Below are 19,040 nucleotides of genomic sequence, written 5' to 3'. Positions count from 1 at the left end.
GCTTTAGCTGAATGATAAGAACAAGCTGTTTTGAAGAGAAGGGGAACAAAATGAATCTGGGGTTGCTCTGTACGGCATGTGTGGTTGTGCAAGCCGTGGTGACGACGGTTTTTGCTACGGAATCACATGGAATTGGTGTATTGGAGCCGCTTCCGGCCGGGGCGATTCAGCCGCGCGGGTGGCTGGAGACGATGGCGCAGGCGGCGTCAGACGGCCATACCGGGCACATGGAGGAGATCAATGAGCAGGGAAAATACAGCCTGCCGGTTGCTAGCTGGAAAAATATTAATAAAAAAGCGCGTGGCTGGGCCAATTATGAGCAGGAAGGCTACTACCTGGATGGGTTGGTTCGACTGGCCTACCAGCTGAACGATCCCGAGTTGATCGCAAAGGCCAAGGGCGAAATCGATCCGGTGATTGATGCGCAGAAGGAGAACGGCAGTTTTGTCGGAAAGAAGCTGGAGCCTATCTGTTCGTTGGGGCCGATTGACCAGAAGCTGATGAGTCCGGAGGAACGCCTGACCTATAAAGATGACGGGGAGGCCCCGGAGGAGATCGCGGAAAAAGGATCGCGCAAACAGCCGAAACTGATGCCGAATTCGACCTCTCGCTATTTGTGGTCGGTCTCCGTATTCAACCGTGCGGTGCTGGCACTGTATGATGCCTCCGGCGAACAGAAGTATCTGGATTTCCTAGTGAAGTATTATCGGAACTTTCCGGACTATCACCGCGAAGTCCCGGATCAAGTGCCGGTCGGTGGCGCAGAGCTGCACTTCTGCCGTCATCTGGTGAACTGCGAAGTGATGTTTGAGGTGGCGCAGCGCAGCGGCGACACGCTGATTCGCGATAAAGCGCTCAAGATTCTGAAGAGCTATGAGAGCGGGATGGTGGAAACCTGGCTGCGCGGTGATTTTGCGACGTCCCGGATTACGCATGGCGTGACGTTTAACGAATTATTCAAGCTGTATGCAACGGCGCCGGCAGGAACGGACCCGAGATATGTTGCAGTCGCGGAAACCGCCTTCCGGTTTTTGCAGGACGAACACATTCAGCCGTTTGGCGTGAATTCCGCGAACGAATACCTGCGCGGCATCGGCGGCTTCAAAGGAACCGAGCTGTGCAATATTGTGGATATGGCCTGGTCGGTGACCTGGCTGGCGCGTCAAACCGGCAAGGCGTCCTATGGCGATGTATTGGAAAATGCGTTCTTCAATGCATTCCCGGCTTCGATCGACCACTATCAGCAGCATTCCTATTTGATCAGCCCGAATCGTCTGCCGGGCGTTCTGTGTTCGCAGAACCGTTCAACGAAGCATGACTTCCTGCCGGTTTGGAAACCGGAGTGCTGTACCGGAAACCTGAATCGCGCCCTGCCAAACTATGTGATGTACATGGCGATGAAAACGCAGGACAGCGGCCTGGCGATGCTGACCTATGGACCGAATCATATTTCGACAACTGTGAAGGGGACGGCTGTAGAAATTTCCTCCCAAACCGATTATCCGTTTAAAGACCAGCTGAGCTGGACGGTTGCTCCGGCTTCGGACGTGAGTTTCCCGCTGTATCTTCGTATCCCGGCGTGGTGCGAAAATCCGGTGGTGAAGGTGAACGGCAAGCCGGTCAACGCGTCGTCTGCAGATGGCTTCGTGAAGATTGATCGCAACTGGAAAAACGGCGACCAGGTCAGCCTTCAGCTTCCTATGAACGCAGTGGTCCACATGGGCACTGAGCTTGAACTGATGGATAAGAAGACCGGCAAACGCAGCTATACCTCTCCGGGATCCGCTCGTGTTGACACGGTTGGCTATTTGGTTGAGGGCGCTCCGTTTGCCTATGTCACCCGCGGGCCGCTGCTCTATACGCTGGGCGTTGCGGCGAAGGATGCCAATACCGCCGCAGATGCGGGCATGGTCTACAATTTTGCCATGAAGCCGGGGGAAATTACCGGTGCGGACGTGGTGGAACATGACGTCAAAGGCTGGGTGTGGGAATACGGCAATGCACCGGTTCAGCTGGAGATTCCGGCTCAAAAAATTGATTGGAAAATCGACACGAAAGTGGGCGCGCTTCCGATGCAGACCTTTAAGGCGAACAGTAGTAAAGAAGAGATGATCACGCTGGTTCCGTTCGGCTGCGCCAAGTTCCGTCTGACCGCGTTTCCGGTTGTCGAAGCCGCTGAATAGTTCGGGTCTATTCCGGAAGGATTCATATGAATACGTTGTTTCTAAGGAAAACATAAGATGAACACTAAGAATTGCTTAAACGCCATCCTGTCATTGGCCTGTTGCCTCAGTGTCGTGGCGAATGTGTCTCTGGCGTCGGGGCTCGACCGTGATGAAATCATGAAACAGCTTCAGCTGGATTCGGAGGGGAAGAGTGCGGTACAGAAAAACTTTCCCTCCAGCTTCCCGGAGGCGTTGACCGCGCGCGGGGAACCGATTGTTTATACCCGCGAAAATTCGGAAAACTTTGAATATATCGGGATGCCGATCGGGGGCATCGGAGCAGGGCAACTGTATCTGGGCGGCGATGGTCAGCTCTGGTTCTGGGATATCTACGGGCTGAATTACAGGAAGGGGCAACTCAAAGGATCGGAGGCCTATGAAAAACCCTATAAGCGCAGCGAAATTGGTATAAAAGGAAACTATATGCCGGAACAAGGCTTCTCCATCAGCACGAAATCCAACGGAAAATGCGAGACTAAAAAGCTGAATCGCGACGGCATGCAGGACATTGAGTTTCTAGGCCAGTATCCAATCGGCGAGGTTTCCTATCGCGATCCGGACATGCCGGTTGAGGTTAAGTTGGAGGCCTTTTCTCCGTTCATCCCTCTGGATCTCGATAATTCGGTGTTACCGGCAACGGTCATGAGTTTTACGGTTCGTAACATCTCGGACCAACAGGTTGAGGCAATGGTGAGCGGCTGGCTCCAGAACACCATTCTGGCCAGCGCGAAGAAGGCCAAAAAGTTTAAAGGCCAGGGCAAACGCAAGAACACTGTCGTGTCCCTGCCGGAGGGAGGTCTTCGTATCGATTACAGCGCCGAACTGAGCGGGGGCGAAGAGGCCGTCAAAGAATTGACGAACTATGGCACGATGTCCCTCGCTCTGTTGGGCGACGGAGTCACTGCGGAAAAGACCGAGGCCGAACTCAATTTAACCGATAAAACGCCGTTGATGGGCCAGCTGGATAAGGCGATCACGTTGGCGCCGGGTGAGTCCAAAACGGCGACTTTTATTCTGACCTGGCATTTTCCCGTTAGTCGCGCGCTGTACACAGAAGGACGACGCATGGTCAGCGGCGAAGACTATTTGCAGTGGAGTACCCGATACTACGCGAAGCTGTTTCCCGATGCGTTTGCGGTATCGGATTATCTAATTGAACATTTCGACAGATTGGCTTCCGCGACCCGTTTGTGGCGCGATACCTGGTATGATTCAACATTGCCCTACTGGTTCCTCGATCGGACCTTTCTCAACACCTCCATTCTCGCCAGCAGCACCTCGCATGTGCTCAACGATAAAATGTTTTACGGCACGGAAGGCGGAAATCAGGGGCCCGGCACAGTGCATCACGTCTGGGGCTATGTGCAGGCGATGGGACGGCTCTTCCCGGATCTGGAAAAAAGTCTGCGTGAACAGGTCGATTTTTTGCCGATTGAAGAGGGCGGTGCCTATAAGCAGTCCGGCGTGGTGTGTTATCGCTGGTTCTGCGATAAAACCGAGCGCGAGCTGGCCGTGGATGGGCAGTCCGGCCTGATCTTGCGCACCTATCTGGCCCATCAGATGTCGAAAGACGACGCCTGGCTGAAAAAGGTCTATCCCGGCATGAAGAAAGTGATGGAAGGTCTGACCCGGCTGCGCGATGCCGATCATGACGGTATTCTGACCGGCGAGCAGCCGAATACACTGGATGGCATCTGGTTCGGGAAGGTGACCTGGCTGAGCCTGCATTACACCACAGCCCTGCGTGCCGCCGCGGAGATGGCGGACGAGGTGGGCGATCATGAATATGCTGCGTTCTGTCGTGCCACGGCCGACAAAGGTCGCCTGTACATTGAAGAAAATTTGTTTAACGGCGAGTACTTCATTCATGAGGGCAATCCCGATGAGCCAAAGTCTCCGGGAACCTACACGGGGCTGGAATACAGTCAGCTGTTTGGACAGAGCTGGGCCTATCAGGTGGGCCTGGGCGAAGTGATCGATCCGGCCAAAGCCAAAACGGCGCTGGAGTCGATGTGGCGTTATAACTTTTCCACGGATGTCGGCCCGTACCGCGAAACCCATACGGGAGGCCGTTGGTTTGCGATGCCGGGCGAAGGCGGATTGATTGCCTGCACCTGGCCTCGTGGTGGTTCGGAAGTGCTGAAACGCGGTAAAAAGCATTTTGCGGATTATAACAACGAATGCCAGAACGGCTACGAATATGCCGCGACTTCGCTGATGATGTGGCACGACATGCCCTACCACTCGCTGGCGCATATTTGGTATATGCACAACGATCGCTATCATGGTTCCAAGCGCAATCCGTGGTGCGAAGTGGAGTGGGGCATCCATTATGCCCGTTCTATGGCCAGCTACGGACACTTCACCGCGGTCGGTGGTTTCGAATATCACGGCCCGAAAGGTCATCTGGGTTTCGCGCCTAAAATCACCCCGGAACACTTTAAGTCGGCCTTCACGGCGGCAGAAGGGTGGGGCTCGTTTGAGCAGACGCGAACGGGCGATGCGCAGACCGAAATCATCCAGATGGTTTTCGGAACTCTTCAGCTGAGGACCTTGAGTTTTGAAATGGCTGAAGGGCATGAGGCGAAAAAGGTCTCGATGAAACTGGCAGGAAAATCCGTTGAGGGTAGACTTTCACAGGTCGGCCAGCGCGTTGCCATTGAGTTGAAGACGCCGATCACGATTGAAGCGGGCACATCACTGAACATCGAACTGAGGTAATGAGGATGAAAACAACAACGTGGCTGGGATTATTGGGATGTGCGGCTCTTTTGACGGGCTGCACCGCGGCATCGAACTGGGAAGCAACCATGGCGGAGCGCATGCCGGAGTATGGACACCGCAACTGGCTTGTTGTGGCGGACTCGGCTTACCCCAAACAGAGCGCGCCGGGCATTGAAACGATCTACACGGATGCCGGACAGGTGGAAGTGCTCGAAAAGGTGCTGAGTGCCGTCGATGAAGCGGCGCATGTACAGCCGGTGATTATGCTGGATGCTGAACTCGACTCCGTGACCGAAGCTGCTGCACCGGGCGTGACGGCCTACCGCAAGGATCTGAAGAAGCTGTTCGGGAATCGCCCGATCAAAGTGATGCCGCACGACGAGATCATCGCCAAGCTGGACAAAGGCTCCAAGCTGTTCAACGTCCTGTTGCTGAAGAGCGACATGGTGATTCCCTATACATCGGTCTTTATTGAACTGGATTGTGGATATTGGAATGCCGAAAAAGAGGCGGCGCTTCGCAGCGCATTCGGGAGAGAGTAGAAATGAAAAAAACCAGGCTGATTTCCATGGTCTCGATCTGCTTTATCCTGCCGGGATTTGCAGGAAAAAAGAAAGCAGCGAAGCCTGCGCCGCCCTCGCCACCTTTGGTGGATTATTTCAATCCGGAGGCCGCAAAGCAGCTGTTGGATAAGGGCATCAACGAACTCGTATTCATTAAACGCTATACGCTGAATGCGTCGGATTATTATGCGGAATATATGACCAGCACTTGGCTGCCGGGCGGCAATCTGTGTGTACTGGATCTGCAAACCGGAAACGTGCGGGATCTTGTTCCTGAGCTGAATGGCGGCGTCTTCAACCGCTTTGATATCTCATTCGACGCCAAAAAAATCGCATTCGACTATAAAGCGAGCGCGGGTACGGGCTATCGGATTTATGAGATCAATATCGATGGAACCGGATTGCGCCAGCTGACGTTCACGCCGGAGAATGAGGCGGAGCTGGTCGCGCTGTATGGAACCAAAGCGTACCACCATGGCACGGATGACATGCATCCGTGCTATTTACCGGACGGCGGGTTTGCGTTTGTGTCAACACGAGTCCATCAGGGCGTTTTATGTCGGAAGCTGGATAACTATACGACCAAGACGCTCTATCGCATGGAAGCAGATGGTAGTCAGCTCAGGAAATTGAGTAGCAATGCCCTCAGCGAAGCGGCCCCGGTGATGATGGCCGATGGACGAATTCTGTATCACCGCTGGGAATATAACGATAAAGCCTCTTCGAATTTAAAATGCTTGTGGGCGATGTATCCCAATGGCACCGGTTCGGTGGAAGTGTTCGGCAACACACTGACCGCGCCCGATACAATCATTTACGGGCGTCCGATCCCGAATAAACCAAGCCTGTATGTAGCGTTGGTGACGAGCAATAAAAATCCGAATAATGCGCTGGGATCCGTGGTGCTGATTGATGCCGAAAAAAACACGCGCACCCGGAAACCGTTGACCTATATCACCAAAGACATTGATGCCCCGGTGCACACCGGATTCACCTTTCTTGTTGATGGAAAATGGATCCATGACACGACAGGGCGGCCGGGGCGATTGTTTAAAGATCCCTATCCCGTTTCCGAGGATCTGTTCATTGCGCCGTATAAACCCAAGGGGTTTGCGTGGGACGACCCGAACGCATATGATTTGGCCTTGCTGGATTTGAACGGCGAAACCACGCCGCTTTATCAGACGAAGGACATCTCCTGCTGGCATCCAATGGCGCTTCTCCCGCGCGCAAACCCGAGCTTGGCCTCTCCAGCTCTCGACCCGAATCTCGCCTCAGAAAACAGGGCTGAATGCGTGGTCACCGATATCTATGTCGGGATGCCCGGCGTTGAGCGCGGCACGATTAAATATATCCGGGTGATGGAACAGGTGGGGCGTCCATGGACAGCCCGAACCCGTTGGAAGGGAGACGTGGAAAATCCGGGGCATACGGCGGTGGGTATCGGGCATCTCGGGATTAAAGTGCAATGGGGCGTGGTGCCGGTTGAGGAAGACGGCTCCGCCTATTTTAAAGTGCCGGCGGATCGCAATATCTATTTCCAGGCGTTGGACGAAAACTACATGATGGTGCAAACCGAACGCACTATCGTCAATTATATGCCGGGCGAGCGGCGCAGTTGCATCGGCTGCCATGAGCAGCCCAAGAGCACCCCTTCGAACCCTTCGCGAAGCGGGTTGCTGGCACTAAAACGAAGCGCATCGATACCCGGACCGCAACGCGGTGAGGCGGAAGCAAAAAAGGTGTTTGATTACACCCGCCAGATCCAACCCATTTGGAACAAGCATTGCGTCTCCTGCCATAGCGGGGACACCCCAGAAGGCGATTTGGATTTAAGCGATGAGTTCACGATCTTGTATCTGCGCTCGTATGAAAACCTGATGCAACCGGAAACCGAAGGCGTCGATTCGTTAATCGGTGAGTATGCGAGCACGCGGGAAGTCTCCTGGTATGATCTCTCCTATCGTGAAGCTTATTACTCAGGTTCTCATACCGCGCCACTGACGGTTGTGCTCAGTAATGGAAAAATTCCTGTCCATCATCCTGACCGCGACGCAATCATGGCTCGTCTGGTTCCAGCGCATAAGGATGTAAAGGTGAGTCCGGCTGAATTCCTGAAGGTCGTGAATTGGATCGACAGTTTCGGCCAGTTCTACCCCTCTTATTGGTGCCTCAAGAACAAGGCCTACAAAGATCAGGATTTTTTCCGTCCAGAGGTTGCTTTTGACGAGGTCATCAGCACTGAAATTCCCGCCCGGTTCCGGCCACTTTATGACAATCCTCCGAAAGGCATTAAAGTGAAAGCACAGCCAAAGAGAAAAAGGACGACGAAGAAATGATGGAAAAATTCTGTATGAACGCATGGATCATTGCGGCCCTGATCGGAAGCCTTTTCGCGGCGAATGCAGACCCAATGCCCAATGTGCTCTTTATTGCCATTGATGACCTGAACGCCTGTGCGGATGGCATGAACGGCGAAACCAGCGTTCACACGCCCAACATCAGCCGATTAGCCGACAAGGGCGTCTTCTTTCTGAATGCCCATTGTGCAGCACCCGCCTGCAACCCGTCCCGCACGAGTGTAATGACCGGGCTGGCACCCGCCAGTTCCGGCATCTATTTGAACGAGCAGGATTGGCGCAAGAGCAAAACGCTGGCTGGTCACATCACGTTGCCCGAACATTTTCAGCAGAATGGCTATAAAACCATGGGCGGCGGAAAGCTGTATCATGCGCACACCGGTCGAACCAGCATGTACGCGGGGTTCATGGATCCAAAACCGTGGGACGCCTATTTTCCATCAAAAGAAACGCAGATGCCCATCGAAGTGCGCCCGGGGCAGGTGCCCATGCACAACGTGAACCGTTTTTCTGCCGGTCGCTTTGACTGGGCGGAGCTGGACATTGACGTCGCTGAAATGGCGGATGCCCAAGTGGTTGAGTGGGCAGGGGAACAATTGTCTCAGACTCATGAGAAACCCCTGTTTCTGGCCGTGGGAATCTTCCGCCCCCACATTCCATGGTATACCCCGAAAACGTATTTTGACCTGCATCCGCTGGACCAGGTGGTGCTGCCGGAAACCCGTAAAGACGATTTGGACGATCTTCCCGCGCCCGCTAAAGCAGCGTTAAACGTGAAGTGGCAAAAATGGCTGGAAGAGACTGGGAAATGGGAACAGGCCGTACAGGCATACAACGCATCCGTCAGCTTTGCCGACGACATGATCGGCCAGCTCTTAACCTCGCTGGAAAACGGCCCGATGGCCGACAACACCATCGTCGTGCTTTGGTCCGATCACGGATACCACCTAGGCCAAAAACAGCATTGGGAAAAATTCAAGCTGTGGGAACAAACCACCCGCGTCCCCTTCATCGTGGCCGCGCCCGGTCTCGTCCGCGCGGGGGAAACCTGCCGCGAACCGGTCAGCCTGCTGGATATCTATCCGACCCTCAGTGCCCTGTGCGGCACCATGCCCGCTAAGGAGCTGGACGGAGACAGTCTGGTTCCGCTCTTGCAGAATCCCCGTCTGGAAACCGGCCGCTCGGTGGTCATTACACAAGGCTATAAAAACCACGCCGTCCGCTCCGACAAATGGCGCTATATCCGTTACGAGCAAGGCGAGGAAGAGCTGTACGACCAGATCAACGACCCGAAAAACTTCACCAACCTCGCCTCAAATCCCGAATATAAAACCGTCATAGCAGAACTGAGCACCTGGTTGCCCAAAGACAACGCACCGTCGCCCCCAAGCAAAAAGAAGTCAAAGAGGCGGAAATCTAACCATAAATAATGGATCAATAACCGATCCAGTAAAACGGTTTGTCAGGGCGGTAGCGTTTAACAGGCTGTCAAGGTAGGGACGCACCGCCGGGGCGTCCGCACACACGAGCGGTTTTGCGACAGGACGGCGAGCCAGCGGCCACTCCAAGCCAACAATGCGACAAACTAACAGGAAAATGGTTTAAAATGGCCTTTATCTGTTTCGTTCACAGATTTCAATTTGTATGCAGAATTAAGGAGAAAGCAAATCAGGCTAAATTCAAAAAAAGGGGATAGGCATGAAGGTTTTATTGTTTTTGGCGGTTCTTTCGACCGCATGCGGTTGGTGTGAAGCAACGAATACCTATCTGATTTCATTTCATCGGCCTGATGCTGTGGTGATTGTGGATGAAGCGGGTTCCGTTTTATGGAAGGCTGAAGAGCCGCTTGTCCATCCGCAGGACTGCGCGGTGACGGCGACTGGCGATATTCTCTGCAGCGAAAAAACCGGTGTGGTCGCGTTGGGACTGGACCAGTCCGTTAAATGGCGATACACCGTTCCAGAAGGTGCCGAAAACCCGATCGCCTATCCGCTTGGTCCGGATCGTTTCTTGATAGCTGTTGAAGGTCCGACGCAGCTGTTGGAAATTAACAGCAAAGGCGATATTTTAAAGACGATCCAGCTCAGCACCTCCGCCACCGAGCAGGCGCATGGCCAGATCCGCGGTGCCCGGAAAACAAAGGACGGCACCTACCTGGTGGCATTTTACCGAGAAGGTGCGATCCGGGAATACAACGAAAAGGGCGAGGTGGTTCGCGACTTTGGATCGGGACTTAAAGGAGCCATCGGAATTGCCCGATTGGGCAATGGCAATACTTTGCTGGCTAAAGTCGATATGATTTGGGAAGTGGATTCCGATGACCACGTGGTGTGGGACTTTGTGGTCAGCCGCGATACGACTTTTGGAAAAGCAAAGCTCGGAGGAGTCGCCAAGCTGAAGAACGGCAACGTGATGACCAAATTTTATACCTCCAGTAAAAAGGTTCCGACGCTGATCGAGATTGCACCGGACAAAAGCATCGTCCGTGAAATATCCGTACCGGGGTACGTGAAAGCCGGCCATTTCCAGATCCTGACCGAAGATTTCAAACCCTCGCCGGATGTGGTGGTTCGATGAAGAAGCGTTATCTTTTATGTGTTTTATTGGCGCTGGGTACGATTTCCATATCGGCGGAAAAGAAGCCCAACGTTCTCTTCATTCTGATCGATGACTTCGGTTGGAAGGATGTGGGGTATAACGGCAACACATTCTATGAGACGCCTGTAATGGATAAGCTGTCCGAAGAGTGGATGCGGTTTGATTCCTGCTACACGCCGAGCCCGATGTGCTCTCCCACCCGCGTGAGCATTTTGACCGGACAAAACCCGGCGCGGCATGGTATCACGCAATGGCTACCCGGACGCGACCGGCCCTATTTGAGAGAAGGTGAAAAGGCCCGTGTTTACTGCCCGAAGCCGCAATCACCCGGCATCAAAGAGAGTGAGGTTACGTTGGGTGAAGCCTTTCAGCAGGCAGGCTATGAAACCGCTTTCTACGGCAAGTGGCACATGGGGGCTCTCAAAACTACGGGCGGCCCAAAGAAGCACGGCTATGCCTCAGAGAAGGCGGTCATCGAAAGCAACCGTTGCGAAATGTTCTTTCCCTTCCGGAATCCAGATTACTTTCCTGGCGCGAAAAAAGGGGATAATTTTACCGACAAGCTGACGGATGTCGCGATCGACTTTGTGACGGCTGAGCGGGATAAGCCGTTCTACCTGCATCTGTGTCACTTTGCCATGCACTATCCTATTGCTTCAAAACCGGAGCTGCGGGGAAAATTCACCGCCAAGGCGGCTGCGCTTGGAATCAAAAGCGAAACGGCACTGGATGACTATTCGCACCAACCGCACAAGATCCGGCAGGACAGTCCGGAGTACGCTGGAGAACTGGCGACTCTGGATGGGAATATCGGCCGTCTGATCGACGCATTGAAAGCGTCGGGCCAGCATGAAAACACCATAATTATTTTGACGGGTGACAACGGGGGGCGCGCTACGGTTAACCTGCCGAATGCAACCGCTGTCCAGCCGCTTCGGGGCGGGAAAACCTTCGTATTCGAAGGGGGGTTGCGAACACCGCTGCTGATCTACTGGCCAAACCATTCGAAGGCAGGCATGCGCACGGATGTTCCGGTAATGAGCACGGACTTTTATCCGACGCTGCTGGAGATGGCCGGTCTGTCGCTGATGCCGGAACAGCATAGGGATGGGGTCAGTCTGGTGCCATTATTCAATGGGGGCAAGCTGGAGCGCGACACGCTCTATTGGCACTTCCCGCATTACCAGGGGGAGGGTAGCTATCCGGCCAGCGCCATTCGCGTTGGAAACTACAAGCTGATTCATAACTATCATCACGACGATGTGTTGCTGTACGACATTGTCAACGATCCCGGCGAAACCAAAAACCTTGCACTGTTCATGCCGGAGAAGGCGGCGATGCTGAATGCGCAGCTGATGAAGTATCTCGAAGAAACCGGAGCTTATATCCCTGTGCCGGATGCCCGAATAAAATCGGGTGGCAGAAAGAAATCGAAGAAAAAAGGGAAAGAGTAATGGGGATCTTGAAGAAAAGGTATGTAGTCCCGCCTTTAGGCGGTCAGCTGCAATGCCGGTCCAGAGGCCGCCTAAAGGCGGGACTACATACCTTTGCACTCGTGCTCGTAGGCGTGGCTATACAAACAGGCGCACAGGAACACCCCAATGTGCTGTTTATTGCCTTCGACGACCTGAACGACTGGGTTGGTTGTCTGGGGGGGCATCCCAATGCCAAAACGCCGAATATTGATGCATTGGCAAAACGCGGGATGCTGTTCACGAATGCGGCCTGTCCGGCACCGATCTGCAATCCGTCGCGCGCCTCGATCATGAGCGGCATGCTGCCGTCGACTTCCGGCGTGTATGACAACAGTCCGTTTTTCCGGGGAAGTCCGGTGCTGAAGGATGTGGCGACGATGCCACAGTATTTTCAGCAGCACGGTTATGCGGCACTGCGCACCGGTAAAATTTTCCATAACCAGACCGAAACCGATCCGCAGTCGTGGGACGCTGCCTTCCCGTCGCTCGACGTGCATAAGCCAGACGCCTCCGTCCCAGAAAAATATAAAGGGATGAAACAGGCCCAATACAAATGGGAGACGGGGGCGCTTCCTCTTTCGGACGCGGAGATGGATGACGGCATGGTGGCCGATTGGGCCATCGGGCAGCTGGAGCAAAAGCACGACAAACCGTTCTTCCTCGCGGTCGGGATGTATCACCCGCATCTGCCGTGGTTTGCACCGAAGAAATATTTCGACATGCATCCAATCGATACGGTTCAGCTCCCGATTATTAACCTGAATGACCGCGATGATATTCCGGCGATTGCCCAGAAATTTAATACCAATGCCGGCCATAAGCGCTACAAGGAGTTCACCGCCACGAAGGAGTTGTGGCGGGAAAAGGTGCAGGCCTATCTCGCTGCAACCAGCTTTGCTGACGCTCAAGTCGGGCGCGTTCTCCAGGCATTGGAAAACAGTGAGTATGCAGACAATACCGTCATTGTACTTTGGTCGGACCACGGCTGGCATCTCGGCGAAAAGCTGCACTGGACCAAATATTCTCTATGGGAAGAAGCCGCGCGTGTGCCCCTGATTTTTGCGGGCACGAAAGTTCCAAAGGTTGGAAAATGTGATGTGCCTGTGAGCCTGGTGAATCTCTATCCAACCTTGGCGAACTTGTGTGGCTTGCCGGCCAACCCTGCGAACGACGGCATGGATATGACGCCCCTGCTTGAAAACCCTGCGCTGGACTGGGAGCGCCCGGCGCTGACGACGCATGGCGTGAACAATCATTCCGTACGCACCAAGCGGTGGCGTTACACCCGTTGGAGCGACGGATCGGAGGAGTTGTACGATCATGATGCCGACCCGTTGGAGTGGAAAAACCTGGCGGACAATCCCGAGCATGCCGCATTGAAAATAGAGCTTTCCAAGTGGTTTCCCACAGTCAATGCGCCCGACGCAAAGCCGCCTAAAAAGAATAGAAAGAGGAAGAAACAGTGATGAGAATTTGGCTCATATTAACCGCGCTGTTGCTGGTGCGGTTTTCGGCGCAGGCCGCTGAGTCGCGGCCTCCCAACATTATCTTTATCCTCGCGGATGATTTGGGCTATGCCGACCTCGGCTGTTTCGGTGCGAAGAAGATTAAAACGCCCGTGCTCGATCAGATGGCGTCCGAAGGAATGAAGTTTACCTCGTTCTACACCCACTCGATTTGCGGCCCGACCCGTACTTCGCTTTTGACGGGATGCTATGCGGCGCGCGTGGCTGAATATGGTGAAAAGAAGGGGCACCCGTCAAAAATAATATGACCCGAAAGGTGATCATGAAATTCAATCCCGTCGAGGCAACCGCTATACGCTTGAAACTAAAAGAAACCTGGGGACATGAAACCATCAAGCTGTTCGAAGTTCGCTACTACGGATCTGCGTAAAGAGTTCTTATAAAAAATGAAACTGGCCCAAACAGAAGTGACCTATTGTAAAGTTTAACAAATATTAAAAAAGCAGAGATCAAACAATGAAAATTAAACGTATCAAACGAAGCGGTTTCCTAAGCAGTGCTTTAGTTGCCTTGAGCTTTTTATTTACAACTCAGCTTGCTGCCCAAGACAGCCGTCCGAACTTTGTGTACATCATTGGCGATGATATTTCACAGGAGGATTTTGGCTGTTATGGACATCCGACGATCCGTACGCCGAACGTCGATCTTTTGGCCGCAACGGGCATGCGCTTTGATAATGCCTATCTATCGACGAGCCAGTGCAGCCCTTCACGGTGCAGCATCATTACAGGACGTTATCCGCACAATGCAGGGTCGCCGGAGCTGTACCAATATTTCGGCCCGGAGCAGGTGGTCTTTCCAGAGTTGTTGAAGAACGCGGGATACTATACGGCGCAATCGGGCAAATGGCATCTGGGCAAAGAACCCAAACGCGGCTTTACGTTCACGAAGGAAAAGAAAACAGGTGCGGGGGGCGAGGATTTCTGGGTTCAGGTGTTGCAGGAGCGTCCCAAAGACAAGCCGTTCTTTATGTGGTTTGCCGCGCACGATGCGCACCGTGGCTGGAATCCGGATAAAGATGGAAAGCCGCATACGCGTGAAGAGGTGGTGGTGCCGCCTTACTTGTATGATTGTCCGGAAATGCGTGATGACCTGGCGAAGTATTATGATGAGATTCAGCGGTTTGACCGGTATATCGGTTTGGTCGTCGATGAACTGAAAAAGCAGGGCGTTTATGAAAACACCTGCATCATTGTGATGGCCGATAACGCCCGTGCTTTCCCGCGTTGTAAGGTCCGTCTGTATGACAGCGGTTTGAAAACACCGTTTGTCGTGAACTGGCCGGCCAAAGTCAAAGGCGGTCAGGTTTGTGAATCGTTGGTCAGCTCCATTGACGTTGCGCCCTCCCTGATTGAAGCGGCTGGACTGAAGTCCCCGGTTAATTTCCAGGGGGTGAGCTTTGAACCGCTTCTGAAAGATCCGACAACCCGGACTCGGGAGTTTGTATTTGGAGAGCATAACTGGCACGGGCATATCGGACACGAGCGCATGGTGCGAAAAGGCGACTATGTGTACATCCGCAATGCCCACCCCGAACTGATCCAATTTCATAGCAGCGGTCGCGATGATCCGGGCATTCCCTATTTTGAATTGGCCAACGCCGGAAAATTAAAACCTGAGCAGATGGATTCCATACTTCAGCCGCGTCCTTCCGAGGAGTTGTTTAAACTGAGCAATGATCCGAATCAGTTTGCCAATCTGGCCGGCAACCCGGAGTACAGTCAGGTGCTCAAAGAGATGCAGGCGGCAATGGACGAATGGCAGCAGCGTACCGGCGACACGGTTCCGGTATTGAAAGATGCCACCCCGGATAAAAGCGATCGGATTACCAATGCAGTACTGATTAAAGGTGCGCGCCCTAAAGGGGACTTCGACTATCCCGGCAAAAGCACTCAAGCGAACCTGATTAATGATCCCGGCCCCCGCTGAGATAGAAAAAGGGAATTAGAGGGAAAAGAATGAATCGAATAACGTATATTCTAATAATCGCTTTCGCACTTTGTAGCCACCTGACGTCTATCGCATCCGTTAAAAGCCAACCGGTTTCATGGAATGATTTTTCGAAGCAGTTGAGGTTCGGGAATTCCGGAACGGTTTCCAGCGATATGGAAATCAAGTATGCGACCGTTAAGCCCATTTTTTATGTGGAGACCGACGACAAGTGGTTTGCGAAGAAAGAGTTTGAGTATCTCCATCTGCTCGAAGAGGGTAAAGCTGTCAATCCTCCGTCCGGAATCCGGTCATCCGTTCCGCTGGGAGGCATAGGTGCCGGGACGGTGGAGCTGCGCGCCGATGGCCGTTTGCGGGATTGGAATATCTTTAACAACATGCCGTTCAATGCCGGAAAAAAGAAGAAGGGCAAGGATAAGCTGGATAGCTTTGAAGGCCTTGAAGAGGTATTCACTCCCGGGAAGAAGACGCATGTCGATGATGCATTTATGGGGCTTCGAGTCAAAGGGGCTGCAGGGTCTCCGGTGGCCGTCGCACTCAGGACGGCACCGTTAAAAGATCAACTTCCTTCTGTGCAGCGCATCAACTATTCTGGAGCCTATCCGGTGTCTCGATTGGCTTTCAGTGATGACTGCCTGTCGCTGGAAGCAACGCTCTACGCCTATTCAGAATTTCGGATACGGGATGCCGCGCGGTCTGCAACGCCCTGTGTTTTGTTCAGCCTGGAATTGCGCAATCCAACTCGCGAACCGATGGATGCCTCCTTCTTGTTCAACATGCCCAATTCGATTGGCGGCACGTACTCAGCAGGGGAAGGATTGACGTTAACCCGTTCGAAGCCGGGGCTGACTCACGGGAGTATGACCTTTGCCGCGACAGGTGCGGATAAGGTTACGTATGGCACCGGAGGTTCCGTTTCCGACGTATGGGCAGATTTTGAAGAGGACGGCCAATTCACGTCGGTGGTATCAAAAGCAAACTATGGCGTCATCAGCGCATCGGCTCGCATCGAGCCGGGGCAGACGCGTGTCATTACCATTGCCATGGCCTGGTATTTCCCGGATCGCCTTTCGTCTAGGGAGAATTTTCCAATTAAAGGAAACTATTACAGCAATCTGTTCGAGAGCAGCAGTGATGTGGCCAAGACGGTTTTAGGCCGATTGCCGGAAACCTGGTCAGACCTGCTCGAATGGCAGCGTGCCTGTTTTGATAACTCGCTGCCAAAATGGTTTCAGGATGCATTAGTGAACGGTGCGTCCAATATTGCAAAAATCGGTCTTTGGGGTAAGGATGGAAAATATTACCAATGGGAATCGTTTTCCTGCCCGAACATCGAGCCGATTCATGTGACGCTGGCGCGCGCGCTGCCGTTTATGTTTTTCTTCCCGGAGCTGGAAAAACAGATTATTCGGGATTTTGGACCGATTCAACAGGAAGACGGCTATGTGACGGAAAAGATCTGGTCGCGGATGACGGGCAGGAGCCGTATTCTTGGCGACTGCAGTCCGGTGTTTATTTTCGCTGTTCAGATGATTTATCAATGGACGGGGGACGAGGTGTTTTTCAATGAAATGTGGCCGCACGTCAAACGGGCTGTTGAATGGCAGATTGAACGCTCGCAACAGTTCGGACTACCTAATCATATGAAGTGCACCTACGACCTCTCCGGGTTCGATAAATACAGTGTGCTTGGCTATAATGGCGTCATGCATATCGCAGGCTTGAAGTCCGCCATTTCCATGGGGACAATGAAGGGCGATCACGCCTTTGTCGACCAGTGCGAAGAGAATCTGAGGCTGGCACGAAAAACCCTTTCTGAAAAGCTGTGGAACGGCTCTTTTTATCCGTGTTATTGGGATGAGAAAAAAGGCCGGTCCGATATGATCCATACGGATGTTCTGTATGGTCAGCTGTGGGCCTACATTCTGGGGCTCGGGGAGGTTGTGCCTGCCGATACGCTGAAGTCGCATCTGGCAATGGAGGAAGAATACGCGAATACGCCATATGGCCTGCGTATGTTGGTGGATACCCAAAACGGGGCAGACCCGAACGGCCGCACGAAGGATGACACCATTTGGCAGATTGCCAACGTCACGTGGTCGGGGCTGAATTTTTTCCTTGGCAACGAGGATATGAAACATAGCCTGAGTCAAACGGAAAACATGGTCAAAAACTGGAGTCGGAACTGGAACGATCAGTGGAACTATACCGGCATGTACACCGCATGGGATGGCGGCCCATATTGCAACTCGCATTACGACCGCCACCTCATGTTCTGGTCCTTCCCGCTGGCCATGACGGGGCAGAATTATTCTGCCGTTGATAAACGGTTGTCGTTTGATCCAAAGCAATTGGCTCCGTACCGCCTGCCGTTCTACACGCCGACCGCAAACGGAGTGCTGGAGACCATGGCAGATGGTTCCATGCAATTGCAGCTGTTTTCCGGAGAGCTGAATTTGACCGAACTGGTGATCGGCGAAAAAACCGTTGGACGCGATCTCTCCTTGAAGGCTGGGGATAAGGTACAAGTGAATAGATAGCTGATCTGTTTCACAACGGATGAGGCTGTTTTTATAAAGGGAAAATGCGATGAATAAATTTATTTTGATAACGACTGTTCTGCTCCTTTCTATTCCCGTAATCGGGCAGCAAAAATTTGATGGTAAATATTGGAGTTCGCTTGAGCCTGTCGACACAAAGGTGCCTTCTGAAAAAACTCTTGAGATCGTACTGAAAGAACCTCTCATGCCGGAGAAAGGATTTCTTCGACGGGATTCAAGCGACATTATTCGCGTCAATGGAAAATATTATATCTGGTACACAAAAGTTTATAAGGATCAGTCTTCATTCCCTGAAGGGGCGGCGGGTTCTGTTTGGTACGCAACCAGCCCGGACGGGCACCAATGGGAAGAGCGTGGAGAATGTCTTCCGCGTGGAGATGCCGGATGCTGGGATGATGCCGGCGTATATACACCCAATATATTGGTTTATAAGGGAAAGTACTATCTGGGCTATACGGCATCAAAGCTGCCATTTCCTGATCATGATAAGTATACCAGCGCAATCGGCATGGCGGTTTCGGATTCGCCGGATGGGCCATGGAAAAAGCTGGGGAATAATCCGGTTATTAAACCGAGTCTGACTCCGGGAACACCGGACGGCATAATCGTCGATGACACCATCTTTATCGTCAAAGAAGGCAAAATATGGATGTACTATAAAGGAAATCCGAATTCAGGGACGGTAGAAAATCCGCGTCGTACGTTTGGCAATACCTTTCTTTTAGCTGCGACTGCTGAACGCCCCGAAGGTCCTTACACCAAATTAAACAAAGTCCTTCATCGAGGGCATGAAGGGGTTGTTTGGAAAACAGAAGATGGTGGGATCGGATCGTTGGCCACATCCCGTGGGCCGCTACGCTATATGCATTCTACAAACGGAGTAGATTTTAAAGCGGTGTACAAGTTAACCACTCCGAAGGCACCCAGCATTTATCGTCCCGATTTCGAAGAAGGAAACAAAGGGTTCAGACCGACCTGGGGCGTTTCCCAGAAAAGTAAGCGCGTCGGGCTGCATCGAATGGAATTTGTCTGGCCCGAGGAGTAAGCTGGATCACTGA

The 19,040-nt window shown here is 53.0% G+C and carries 12 protein-coding genes; all 12 read left to right on the top strand.

The genetic code is table 11. The features are described 5' to 3' along the window. Positions 1 to 50: 50 nt before the first annotated feature. The 12 genes from SCARR_RS03875 to SCARR_RS03820 all read left to right on the top strand — a co-directional run bounded on the left by SCARR_RS03875 (position 51) and on the right by SCARR_RS03820 (position 19,027). Positions 51 to 2,183, top strand: coding sequence for a beta-L-arabinofuranosidase domain-containing protein (locus tag SCARR_RS03875; protein ID WP_168432980.1), 2,133 nt, complete (start codon positions 51 to 53; stop codon positions 2,181 to 2,183). A gap of 57 nt (positions 2,184 to 2,240) precedes the next feature. Continuing rightward, on the top strand, positions 2,241 to 4,946 hold the full coding sequence (locus SCARR_RS03870) for a GH116 family glycosyl-hydrolase (protein WP_136060201.1): 2,706 nt from the start codon (positions 2,241 to 2,243) through the stop codon (positions 4,944 to 4,946). 5 nt (positions 4,947 to 4,951) lie between these two features. Beyond that, the gene (locus SCARR_RS03865) at positions 4,952 to 5,491 is read left to right on the top strand and encodes a hypothetical protein (RefSeq protein ID WP_136060200.1); all 540 of its coding nucleotides are present in this window, start codon (positions 4,952 to 4,954) and stop codon (positions 5,489 to 5,491) included. 2 nt (positions 5,492 to 5,493) lie between these two features. Further along, on the top strand, positions 5,494 to 7,851 hold the full coding sequence (locus SCARR_RS03860; protein ID WP_136060199.1) for an HzsA-related protein: 2,358 nt from the start codon (positions 5,494 to 5,496) through the stop codon (positions 7,849 to 7,851). 14 nt (positions 7,852 to 7,865) lie between these two features. Further along, on the top strand, positions 7,866 to 9,302 hold the full coding sequence (locus SCARR_RS03855) for a sulfatase (protein WP_168432979.1): 1,437 nt from the start codon (positions 7,866 to 7,868) through the stop codon (positions 9,300 to 9,302). A gap of 268 nt (positions 9,303 to 9,570) precedes the next feature. Then, positions 9,571 to 10,449 carry a beta-propeller domain-containing protein gene (locus tag SCARR_RS03850; protein WP_136060197.1) on the top strand — a complete coding sequence of 293 codons (879 nt, stop codon included), beginning with the start codon at positions 9,571 to 9,573 and terminating at the stop codon, positions 10,447 to 10,449. Further along, positions 10,446 to 11,924, top strand: coding sequence for a sulfatase (locus tag SCARR_RS03845; RefSeq protein ID WP_136060196.1), 1,479 nt, complete (start codon positions 10,446 to 10,448; stop codon positions 11,922 to 11,924). Before SCARR_RS03850 ends, SCARR_RS03845 begins: the two co-directional genes overlap by 4 nt. A gap of 113 nt (positions 11,925 to 12,037) precedes the next feature. Further along, complete coding sequence (locus SCARR_RS03840; RefSeq protein WP_168432978.1) at positions 12,038 to 13,411, top strand: sulfatase; 1,374 nt, start codon at positions 12,038 to 12,040, stop codon at positions 13,409 to 13,411. Beyond that, a complete protein-coding gene (locus SCARR_RS03835; RefSeq protein ID WP_136060194.1) occupies positions 13,411 to 13,719 on the top strand; it encodes a sulfatase-like hydrolase/transferase in 309 nt (102 codons plus the stop codon). Before SCARR_RS03840 ends, SCARR_RS03835 begins: the two co-directional genes overlap by 1 nt. Positions 13,720 to 13,927: 208 nt before the next feature. Next, positions 13,928 to 15,400, top strand: coding sequence for a sulfatase family protein (locus tag SCARR_RS03830; protein ID WP_136060193.1), 1,473 nt, complete (start codon positions 13,928 to 13,930; stop codon positions 15,398 to 15,400). Between the two features lie 29 nt (positions 15,401 to 15,429). Further along, complete coding sequence (locus SCARR_RS03825) at positions 15,430 to 17,961, top strand: GH116 family glycosyl-hydrolase (protein WP_136060192.1); 2,532 nt, start codon at positions 15,430 to 15,432, stop codon at positions 17,959 to 17,961. A gap of 49 nt (positions 17,962 to 18,010) precedes the next feature. Then, a complete protein-coding gene (locus tag SCARR_RS03820; protein WP_136060191.1) occupies positions 18,011 to 19,027 on the top strand; it encodes a family 43 glycosylhydrolase in 1,017 nt (338 codons plus the stop codon). Positions 19,028 to 19,040: the final 13 nt, after the last annotated feature.

This window comes from Pontiella sulfatireligans (assembly GCF_900890705.1).
Classification (GTDB): domain Bacteria; phylum Verrucomicrobiota; class Kiritimatiellia; order Kiritimatiellales; family Pontiellaceae; genus Pontiella; species Pontiella sulfatireligans.
The sequence above is the reverse complement of the archived record's forward strand: the minus strand, read 5'-3'. Positions and strand labels throughout refer to the sequence as shown.

Bases quoted from the DNA above. Each gene is read 5' to 3' on its own strand.
- SCARR_RS03870 (WP_136060201.1), top strand. From the start codon at position 2,241: ATGAACACTAAGAATTGCTTAAACGCCATCCTGTCATTGGCCTGTTGC.
- SCARR_RS03820 (WP_136060191.1), top strand. From the start codon at position 18,011: ATGAATAAATTTATTTTGATAACGACTGTTCTGCTCCTTTCTATTCCC.
- SCARR_RS03860 (WP_136060199.1), top strand. From the start codon at position 5,494: ATGAAAAAAACCAGGCTGATTTCCATGGTCTCGATCTGCTTTATCCTG.
- SCARR_RS03865 (WP_136060200.1), top strand. From the start codon at position 4,952: ATGAAAACAACAACGTGGCTGGGATTATTGGGATGTGCGGCTCTTTTG.
- SCARR_RS03875 (WP_168432980.1), top strand. From the start codon at position 51: ATGAATCTGGGGTTGCTCTGTACGGCATGTGTGGTTGTGCAAGCCGTG.
- SCARR_RS03850 (WP_136060197.1), top strand. From the start codon at position 9,571: ATGAAGGTTTTATTGTTTTTGGCGGTTCTTTCGACCGCATGCGGTTGG.
- SCARR_RS03825 (WP_136060192.1), top strand. From the start codon at position 15,430: ATGAATCGAATAACGTATATTCTAATAATCGCTTTCGCACTTTGTAGC.
- SCARR_RS03830 (WP_136060193.1), top strand. From the start codon at position 13,928: ATGAAAATTAAACGTATCAAACGAAGCGGTTTCCTAAGCAGTGCTTTA.
- SCARR_RS03855 (WP_168432979.1), top strand. From the start codon at position 7,866: ATGAACGCATGGATCATTGCGGCCCTGATCGGAAGCCTTTTCGCGGCG.
- SCARR_RS03845 (WP_136060196.1), top strand. From the start codon at position 10,446: ATGAAGAAGCGTTATCTTTTATGTGTTTTATTGGCGCTGGGTACGATT.
- SCARR_RS03835 (WP_136060194.1), top strand. From the start codon at position 13,411: ATGAGAATTTGGCTCATATTAACCGCGCTGTTGCTGGTGCGGTTTTCG.